Genomic DNA, 7,744 nt, shown 5'->3' on the forward strand with positions numbered 1-7,744 from the left:
ACACAACTGAGGTTTTATTATGGGGGTTGTTGCAAAACGATCTTCGATGACGTTTTTTTCTGACCCTACATGCCACTACAGCCATCGTGTACGTATTGTTTTGGCAGAAAAAGGGGTCACGGTAGACATCGAAAATGTCGACGGCAAAAATTTGCCCGAAGATGTACTTGAACTGAATCCCTACGCATCCCTTCCTACTCTGGTAGATCGGGATCTGGCGCTCTATGAAACCAAAGTGATGATGGAGTATCTCGACGAGCGATTCCCTCACCCGCCATTACTGCCTGTGTATCCCGTCGCCAGAGCGCTGAGCCGCCAGTTCATGCACCGTATTGAACGGGATTGCTGTAGCCAACTGGATTTTATTATTGGCAGCAGTGACAACAAGGCAGTTGAAATAGCCCGCAAGGAGCTTTGTGACAGCCTGACAAGCATTGCGCCGATCTTTGCCGATCTGCCATTTTTTATGAGCGAAGAATTCACGCTGGTCGACTGTTGCCTGGCGCCTATTTTGTGGCGATTAAAGCACCTTGAGATTAAACTGCCCTCAAATCGTCAGACAAAGCCTTTACAGGACTATATGAAACGGTTGTTTGACCGGCCGTCCTTTGCAGAAAGTCTGTCAGAGTTTGAAAGGGATATGTGAAAACCCTGTGTGGCCGGAAAGGATCTTGAAAAGGGGGCATGATATGTCCCTTTTTTCGTAAACTGCAGCACAGAGATATTGGGCCGAAATAACTGTATGAGCATGACGTCAAATAAAGCTTATCTGGTTCGGGCATTTTATGACTGGATTGTGGATAACGACTGCACTCCTTACATTGTTGCCGATGCCTTTTATCCGGGGGTTTCTGTTCCCCAGCAACATGTTAGCGACGGGCAGATTGTGTTGAATCTGGCACCGCGAGCAATAACCTCGTTGGTGATGGACAACCGGATCATTTCCTTCACTACCCGGTTTGGGGGAGTGCCGAGCACGATAGAATTACCTGTGCAGTCTATACTGGGTATTTATGCCCGTGAAAACGGTCAGGGTATGATGTTCGAGCCGGAGACTGACCGCGATCCGCAACCACCTGCCGGTCCGGGTCCTGTGAAATCTGTACCATCGAAAGAGAAACCTTCTGGAGGGACCGCAGTAGACAGTGGCAAAAAACCTTCTCTCAGAATTGTAAAATAGAGGTCTCAATTATGTCAGATCCAATAGTCATTGCCGGTATGGCAAGAACACCTATCGGTAGCATGCAAGGGCAGTTTACCGGTGTTCCTACAACAGAACTCGGTGCCGTGGCCATCAAAGCTGCTATTGAGCGGGCAGGGGTTGCCGGAGAGCTGATTGGCTCCGTTGATATGGGTTGTTGTCTTACTGCTGGTCTCCGGCAGGCGCCGGCTCGCCAGGCTGCCATTGGTGCGGGATTGCCGCCGAGTGTGGGGGCTACCACCCTCAACAAGGTATGTGGGTCCGGGATGAAAGCGGTAATGAATGCCTGTGACAGCCTGACACTGGGCAATGTGGATGTGGCTGTAGCCGGTGGAATGGAGAGCATGACTAACGCCCCATATTTGATGACCCAAGGTCGCAGTGGCTACCGGTTTGGTCATGCACAGATTTTTGACCACATGACAATGGACGGGCTTGAGGACGCCTACAATGGCGAAGCGATGGGTATTTTCGCCGAAAAATGTGTCAGCAAATTCGATTTTACCAGAGAGGAGCAGGATGCATTTGCCGTAACCTCACTGGAGCGGGCTCAACAGGCGATTAAAGAAGGTAGTTTTGAGCGTGAAATAGCGCCTGTAACCGTCAAAACCCGCAAAGGCGAGGTGGTCTGTTCAATCGATGAACAGCCTGGCAGGTCGGTTGCCGATAAAATCTCGCAAATGCGCCCTGCGTTCATCAAAGACGGCACTGTGACAGCCGCCAATGCCAGTTCTATCAGCGATGGCGCTGCTGCCCTGGTGTTGACCCGTCTTTCTGTTGCAGAAAAACTGGGCATGAAACCCTTGGCAACTATTCACGCCCACAGTACCCATTCTCAGGAACCCGAGTGGTTTACAACCGCTCCGGTAGGTGCGATTAATAAACTGCTCGCGAAAGTCGCCTGGAGCAAGGACGATGTGGACCTGTTTGAAATTAACGAAGCCTTTGCCTGTGTCACTATGGCGGCCATGAAAGAATTGGATTTGCCCCATGAAAAAGTCAATATTCACGGTGGAGCCTGTGCCCTGGGTCACCCCATTGGTGCCTCGGGTGCCCGGATTATTGTAACTCTGCTGGGTGCTTTGCAAACCTACGGGAAGCGCAAGGGTGTGGCAGCTATCTGTATCGGTGGTGGAGAAGCCACTGCGATTGCTGTTGAACTGATTTAGCCATTCCCGAATAATAAAAAACCGGCCCGGCTGATCACCGGGCCGGTTTTTTATAGATAACAATTGTTAATCGATATATTCAAAAACTTTCACTACCCGCTGAGCGCCGCGGGTTTTGCTGGCAATGAGGGCCGCTTGGTCGGCGGTACTATGCGTCACCAGTCCCATCAGATAGATCACGCTGTTTTCGGTGATCACTTTTATGGTCGACGATTTCAGGTTTTTTTCAGCAATCAACTTGGCCTTTACCTTGGTGGTTAGCCAAGTGTCATTGCTTCTCGATATCAGGGATGTTGGAGTGCGTATCTGCAGTTCATTATGTACTTGACGGACGCCGCGAAATTTTCTTGCCGTATCACCCGCCAGTGTACGAAGCTCGCCGGTAGCCACTTCACCGGTCAGCAGAATCACGCCATTGTAAGCTGTAATGTTGACGTGAGCGCTTTCAAGGTCTGCGTGGGCTTTCTTGATATTGACACCGATCAGCGTCTCCATCTGCCAGTCATCAATATCGGTGCCCAGCGAGGTGGACGTGGGATCGGGCTTGATTGGCTCGTCGGTGGTTGCATGGATAATACTGGTGCAGCCCGAGAGAACGAGCAAGGCCGCGAGTAACAGAAGTGCCAGACGTGGCAACATCAAGAATTTCCTCCAAACAATTGTTGATCAATAAGCTCACAAAGGCAGAACAGGCTCAATAAATGAATTTCGCTGATGCGATGTCGGTCATGGTGATCAACACGGATCTCAATATCGTCGCCACTCAGCAATGCCGACAGGTCGACATCGCCTGCGCCAGTGAAACCAATGACAGAAATGCCGCGGTCATGGGCCGTGTGAATTGCCTGGACCAGATTGCTTGGATTGGTCCCCAGGCTGAAGATGACCAGTACATCCTCTGCCTGGCCCAGAGTTTTCAGTTGTCTGCTGAAAATTTCACTGACACTGTGATAATGGCCGATAGCAGTAATTGTAGAGCTATTGCTGTTCAGGCAAATTACCGGTAGGCCCGGCCTTTCCAGTTTATATTGCAGTAACAGTGATTGGGAAAAAATATTTGATAGTGAGGCGGAGAGGCCATTGCCACAACAGAGTATCTTCTGCCCCTGAAGTAACCGTTGAACCGCCACTGTACTGGCTTCGGCAATTAATGGTGCCAGTATTTCGCCGCAAGCCATTTTCGCTTCAATGCTCTCGTGAAATAGCTCAATAACACTGGATTCCATAGGTTTTCTTTGGTTTTCTGGGGGTTAGTGGTCAAAAGCGTTTGGCAGCCATTCTACCTGATAAGATGGGTCATTAGTGATGTCTTTGCTGAGGCATACTGCATCAAAACGGCAGGCTACCTTGTCCCATGTCTGGGTGGCTTGTAAAAAATGCCGGGCCGCAGCAATGATTCGCCGTTGTTTTCTGTGATCAATACTATAGATCGCGCCACCGAAGGCGGCATGATTGCGCAGTCGAACTTCGACAAAGACCACGGTCTGACCCTCCTGCATTATCAGGTCGATTTCTCCCTGTGGGGTCCGGTAATTCTGATGTAGGGTCGCCAGACCCTGCCCTTCCAAAAATGTTCTGGCCCACTGTTCTGCAATAGCACCGCTCTGGCTCGAGCGGGCCGGTGGCTTCCCTTTTGTCATTTGAAAATTCCTTTTTTCTGGTGCTTCCCCTTGTATGTATTTCCCTATAACCGTAACAGTTATTACACGGACCGCGCTGCTATTAAGGAGTTTGATCTGAGGAAGCCGTCTGCTGCTCAGCCTCCAGAGTCTTTTTCTGCAATTGTATAGCGGGAACCACTCTGCCATTTTTAAAAACGCCCCAGGGCTGTTCACGATCAATGGTATCCGGTGGCGTCAGATATAACATACCGGTGTTCCCGGGCAGTCGGATATTGGGAAACAGCAACATCTGCCCCAGCCATTGGTGCAGGTGGTAGGTATCAATGCCCAGCGCAAACATGTGTCGATAAATAGGTTCAAGATCTTCTGCCGGTCGCATTGAGTCGGCGTTGTAGCCGGGGAGTGTCCAGGGCATGGCACTGAAACGAACCCCGTCCAGATCGCGATTGTGTCTCGGGTCCTGTATCCCGCTAAAAAGCTGGGAAGTGCCATAGACCTGGAGATCACTGGCGAAAAGAAAATCCAGTGTGGGTTTGATCTGTCGTGCCTGATTGGGTGGGGCGATCAAAAAAACCATGTCCAAGTCCTGGCGCCGCCTGGGCGTATGGGCCAGTTGTTTTCCGAGTAAACGCTGTAAGCGACCATTCCGCTCAATACTCTGTTCAATCTGAAGTGTCGGTTTTAGCAGCGCGATAAAGTCGCTCTGGGATACCCCATAGGCGGGCACTTCGACCAGCGTGCCGCCCCGCTCCTGCCAGCGCTCTCTAAATGCTGCCAATGCACGTATTCCCGAGCTGGAGTCTGGCGTGATGGCTAGTGCGAACCGGCGTCCTTCGAGCCATGCCCGGTCCGCGACCTGACGCGCTTCGGCGGTGGAGGAAAGACCAAACTGAAAAAAATTCTGGCGGACTTCGGTACTGGGTGTGTCCAGATAATTGAGCGCCACCGTCGGTACCGGCAACTCCGGAAGGTCGAGTAACTGGCTAACTTTTTCCCGTTGTACCGGGCCAATGATCAGCTCGGCTCCTTCGTTGATAGCCTGCTGGTAAAGCGGGCCGATGTCGTCGCTGGAGGACGTGTCGTAGAAACGGATAAATGGTGTGTTGCCGCGAGCCCCCCTGACGTCATACCAGGCGGACAGTATACCGCCGCGAATGGCCTTGCCCGCTTCTGCTAGGGAGCCTTGCAGTGGCAGCAGCACTGCAATCTGTTCAGGGAGATTATTCGCGACTTCCTGCAATGCCGTGAGTGATGGTGGTGGATTCAGGGCGGCGGGATGGTCTGGCCACTTAATTTGCCAATCTGTTATCTCGCGGAGCTGTTTGTCCATATCGCCCTGGTTTTCTCGAACCCTGCTGGCAAGTGTGTACCAGCCCTGTAGCACTGGATCGGACTCGGTTGCCTGCAATGCTGCCAGATGTTTCTGTGAAATGTGGGTCAACAATCGCCATATCGCTTCGGAAATGTCTGTCTGTTCTCCGGTTGATGTCACCAGGCTGGAAAGTTCTGCATAAGCGCGAATACTTTGCTCATCTTCCCCCAATAGTGAAAACAGTTCCCCGCGCAGTTTTTGCCACTTAACCTGAAGGCTAGTCGGCAATTGACCAGCATTAGCCGTGAACCCCGGGTCTGTGAGCAAGTCTCTGGCGAGAAAAAACCGTTCCTGACCCATGGCCACTTCGGCGAACAGCAGACGGTAGTCCACCAGGCGCTGACCGGAGAGCGCATTCTGATCAAGTGATGACAATACCTTTAGGGCCTGCTGGTTGTCCCCCGCGAGTACCAGAAACTCGGCAGCATCCAGTTGGTGGAGTTGTCGGTGCGGTGCTATGCTGTTTGCGGCCAGTGAGAGCGCCTGCTCGGCGCGCTCTGCGGGGCCCAGGGGTGTCGCCGGACCGGTTTTCGGTGTGTCGTGGCCCGTCTGAGTGCAGCCACTGAGCACTAAAACCAGTCCCAGCAGCACCATCGCTGTTATTCTGAATTTGAACATAGGTGTCATTTCTTATGCCGGGTCAATTGTATGTGGTGGCCACGCCCATTGGTAATCTGGGTGATATGGTACCCCGAGCCGTTGAGGTTCTCCATGCGGTTGATCTCATTGCTGCAGAAGATACCCGTCATAGTGGTCGATTGCTGAAACATCTCGGCATCGATACGCCGCTGGTTGCCTATCATGATCACAGCGATGAGCGACAGATGGGCCGGGTTATCGATATGCTGGCGCAGGGCCAGACGGTGGCGCTCATCTCGGATGCGGGAACGCCCCTGATCTCCGATCCCGGCTACCGTCTGGTCAGAGAGGCCCGGTTGCGGGACATCAGGGTGACGCCGATTCCCGGTGCCTGCGCTGCTATTGCAGCCCTGAGCGCTTCCGGGTTGCCCAGTGACCGGTTCAGCTTTGAGGGGTTCCCGCCGCCAAAGACTGCCGCCAGACTGAAAAGATTTGAAACCCTTGCCGGCTCAGCCCAGACAATGATTTTTTATGAGTCCCCTCACCGGATACTCGACACACTAAAGGATATGATTACCACCTTCGGCTCTGACCGTGAAGCAGTGCTGGCCAGAGAAATTACCAAGACTTTTGAGACATTTCTGAACGGTACACTGACGACAATATTGCAGCAGGTCTGCGCGGACAGCAACCAGCAAAAAGGCGAAATGGTGGTGATGGTGAAGGGTAACGCCGACGCTGTCAGTGCGTCCGAGGCAGAGCAATTGAGAATCCTGAAAACACTGTTGGATGATCTGCCCCTCAAACAGGCTGCTGCACTGGCGGCCAGAATTACCGGTGGTCAAAAAAATGCGCTGTACCAGCTTGCGCTGTCATTGCGCCCGGACTGAAACCGATCCGGGTATGGTGGGGTCAGGCAATACAGGCCAGCGCAATGGTTTCCGGGCTGATTTGCCTGAATTGCCGGGCAGACTTGTCTGAGGTTTTGTCAGCACACCATTCGGCAATGCGCGCGATATCTTTTTGATCACCTTTGTAATGAGCTCCGCGCATTTCGATCATGCCGAGGCCCTGGCTGGCGGCGTTGAGGTAATTGCACGAATTGCGCAAGCTGCCGATGACCGGAAGTTGAAACTGTTTGGCCAACGCCTCTGTCTGTCTGGCGGTGGTGACAGTTCGAGGCACACGATTCAAGACCATGGCGATAGTCTGTTTGGAAGGCAGCATCCGCCGCAGTTGCTGGACGGTAGTGGCAATGGCGTGCAAATCAAATTCGGCCGTTAACACCGGCAAAAGTATGGCGGTCGCCTCACGCAGCAATGGGCTGAGATTGTTCAGGTCCGGTCTGGCGGGCGTGTCGAGGACCAGCACTTGCGTATTGCGGGGCGGCTGAATTGCCCAGCTACGAGTGACATTTTGTGGTGCATGATGCGCATCCACCAGTTGAATATAGGGGGCTGTGTCGGGCCGTTTGTGAGCCCAGAACACGCTCGACCCCTGGGGGTCCAGGTCCATTAATGTGGTTACTTTGCCCCAATGACTGAAATAACTGGCCAAGTTGGTGGACAGTGTCGTTTTGCCGCAGCCTCCTTTGGGGTTTATTACCACGATTCTTTGCATCTCTCTGGTCCCGTATGATTCGCAAGATCACCTAGGCTACCCAACAACGCTTCGCAGAAACCACGATCAGATCAAAAAATGACCAATATGCCTGCTGTGCACTGGGCTTTTTGCCGCTTTTGCCAAAGTATTTTCCAATCCCTAAATGAGTCTGAAGGCCGGGATTGAGTCAACCTGTGTT

At 52.5% G+C, this 7,744-nt stretch carries 9 protein-coding genes; 4 read left to right on the forward strand and 5 right to left on the reverse strand.

What is annotated here, in order from left to right:
• Positions 1-19: 19 nt before the first annotated feature.
• The 3 genes from AACZ64_RS08400 to AACZ64_RS08410 all read left to right on the forward strand — a co-directional run bounded on the left by AACZ64_RS08400 (position 20) and on the right by AACZ64_RS08410 (position 2,370).
• Positions 20-646: a glutathione S-transferase N-terminal domain-containing protein gene (locus AACZ64_RS08400; protein WP_036859258.1), complete on the forward strand. Its 627-nt coding sequence runs from the start codon at positions 20-22 to the stop codon at positions 644-646.
• A gap of 96 nt (positions 647-742) precedes the next feature.
• A complete protein-coding gene (locus AACZ64_RS08405; RefSeq protein WP_293613590.1) occupies positions 743-1,180 on the forward strand; it encodes a ClpXP protease specificity-enhancing factor in 438 nt (145 codons plus the stop codon).
• Between the two features lie 11 nt (positions 1,181-1,191).
• A complete protein-coding gene (locus tag AACZ64_RS08410; protein WP_293613589.1) occupies positions 1,192-2,370 on the forward strand; it encodes an acetyl-CoA C-acyltransferase in 1,179 nt (392 codons plus the stop codon).
• A 66-nt stretch (positions 2,371-2,436) separates the two neighbouring features.
• Here AACZ64_RS08410 and AACZ64_RS08415 read toward each other — a convergent pair whose 3' ends face one another.
• From AACZ64_RS08415 to AACZ64_RS08430, 4 genes are all read right to left on the reverse strand, one after another.
• Positions 2,437-3,009 carry a BON domain-containing protein gene (locus AACZ64_RS08415; RefSeq protein ID WP_293613588.1) on the reverse strand — a complete coding sequence of 191 codons (573 nt, stop codon included), beginning with the start codon at positions 3,007-3,009 and terminating at the stop codon, positions 2,437-2,439.
• The gene (locus AACZ64_RS08420; RefSeq protein WP_272980889.1) at positions 3,009-3,596 is read right to left on the reverse strand and encodes an SIS domain-containing protein; all 588 of its coding nucleotides are present in this window, start codon (positions 3,594-3,596) and stop codon (positions 3,009-3,011) included. Before AACZ64_RS08420 ends, AACZ64_RS08415 begins: the two co-directional genes overlap by 1 nt.
• A 24-nt stretch (positions 3,597-3,620) precedes the next feature.
• Positions 3,621-4,010, reverse strand: a complete 390-nt coding sequence (locus AACZ64_RS08425; protein WP_293613587.1) for a YraN family protein — start codon at positions 4,008-4,010, stop codon at positions 3,621-3,623.
• Between the two features lie 82 nt (positions 4,011-4,092).
• Complete coding sequence (locus AACZ64_RS08430) at positions 4,093-5,982, reverse strand: penicillin-binding protein activator (protein ID WP_339639885.1); 1,890 nt, start codon at positions 5,980-5,982, stop codon at positions 4,093-4,095.
• Between the two features lie 14 nt (positions 5,983-5,996).
• Here AACZ64_RS08430 and rsmI point away from each other — a divergent pair, with 14 nt between their 5' ends.
• Positions 5,997-6,833, forward strand: a complete 837-nt coding sequence (gene rsmI, locus AACZ64_RS08435) for a 16S rRNA (cytidine(1402)-2'-O)-methyltransferase (RefSeq protein WP_293613585.1) — start codon at positions 5,997-5,999, stop codon at positions 6,831-6,833.
• Positions 6,834-6,855: 22 nt separating this feature from the next.
• On the opposite strand, the gene AACZ64_RS08440 is transcribed toward rsmI, so the two are convergent.
• Positions 6,856-7,563 (reverse strand): ParA family protein, encoded by a 708-nt coding sequence (locus tag AACZ64_RS08440; RefSeq protein ID WP_293613584.1) that lies wholly within the window; start codon positions 7,561-7,563, stop codon positions 6,856-6,858.
• Positions 7,564-7,744 lie beyond the last annotated feature (181 nt).

Source organism: uncultured Porticoccus sp. (assembly GCF_963975625.1).
In the GTDB taxonomy this organism is placed as follows: domain Bacteria; phylum Pseudomonadota; class Gammaproteobacteria; order Pseudomonadales; family Porticoccaceae; genus Porticoccus.

Coding starts and splice junctions, on each gene's coding strand:
- AACZ64_RS08400 (WP_036859258.1), top strand. CDS start 20: ATGGGGGTTGTTGCAAAACGATCTTCGATGACGTTTTTTTCTGACCCT.
- AACZ64_RS08405 (WP_293613590.1), top strand. CDS start 743: ATGAGCATGACGTCAAATAAAGCTTATCTGGTTCGGGCATTTTATGAC.
- AACZ64_RS08410 (WP_293613589.1), top strand. CDS start 1,192: ATGTCAGATCCAATAGTCATTGCCGGTATGGCAAGAACACCTATCGGT.
- AACZ64_RS08415 (WP_293613588.1), bottom strand. CDS start 3,009: ATGTTGCCACGTCTGGCACTTCTGTTACTCGCGGCCTTGCTCGTTCTC.
- AACZ64_RS08420 (WP_272980889.1), bottom strand. CDS start 3,596: ATGGAATCCAGTGTTATTGAGCTATTTCACGAGAGCATTGAAGCGAAA.
- AACZ64_RS08425 (WP_293613587.1), bottom strand. CDS start 4,010: ATGACAAAAGGGAAGCCACCGGCCCGCTCGAGCCAGAGCGGTGCTATT.
- AACZ64_RS08430 (WP_339639885.1), bottom strand. CDS start 5,982: ATGTTCAAATTCAGAATAACAGCGATGGTGCTGCTGGGACTGGTTTTA.
- rsmI (WP_293613585.1), top strand. CDS start 5,997: ATGCCGGGTCAATTGTATGTGGTGGCCACGCCCATTGGTAATCTGGGT.
- AACZ64_RS08440 (WP_293613584.1), bottom strand. CDS start 7,563: ATGCAAAGAATCGTGGTAATAAACCCCAAAGGAGGCTGCGGCAAAACG.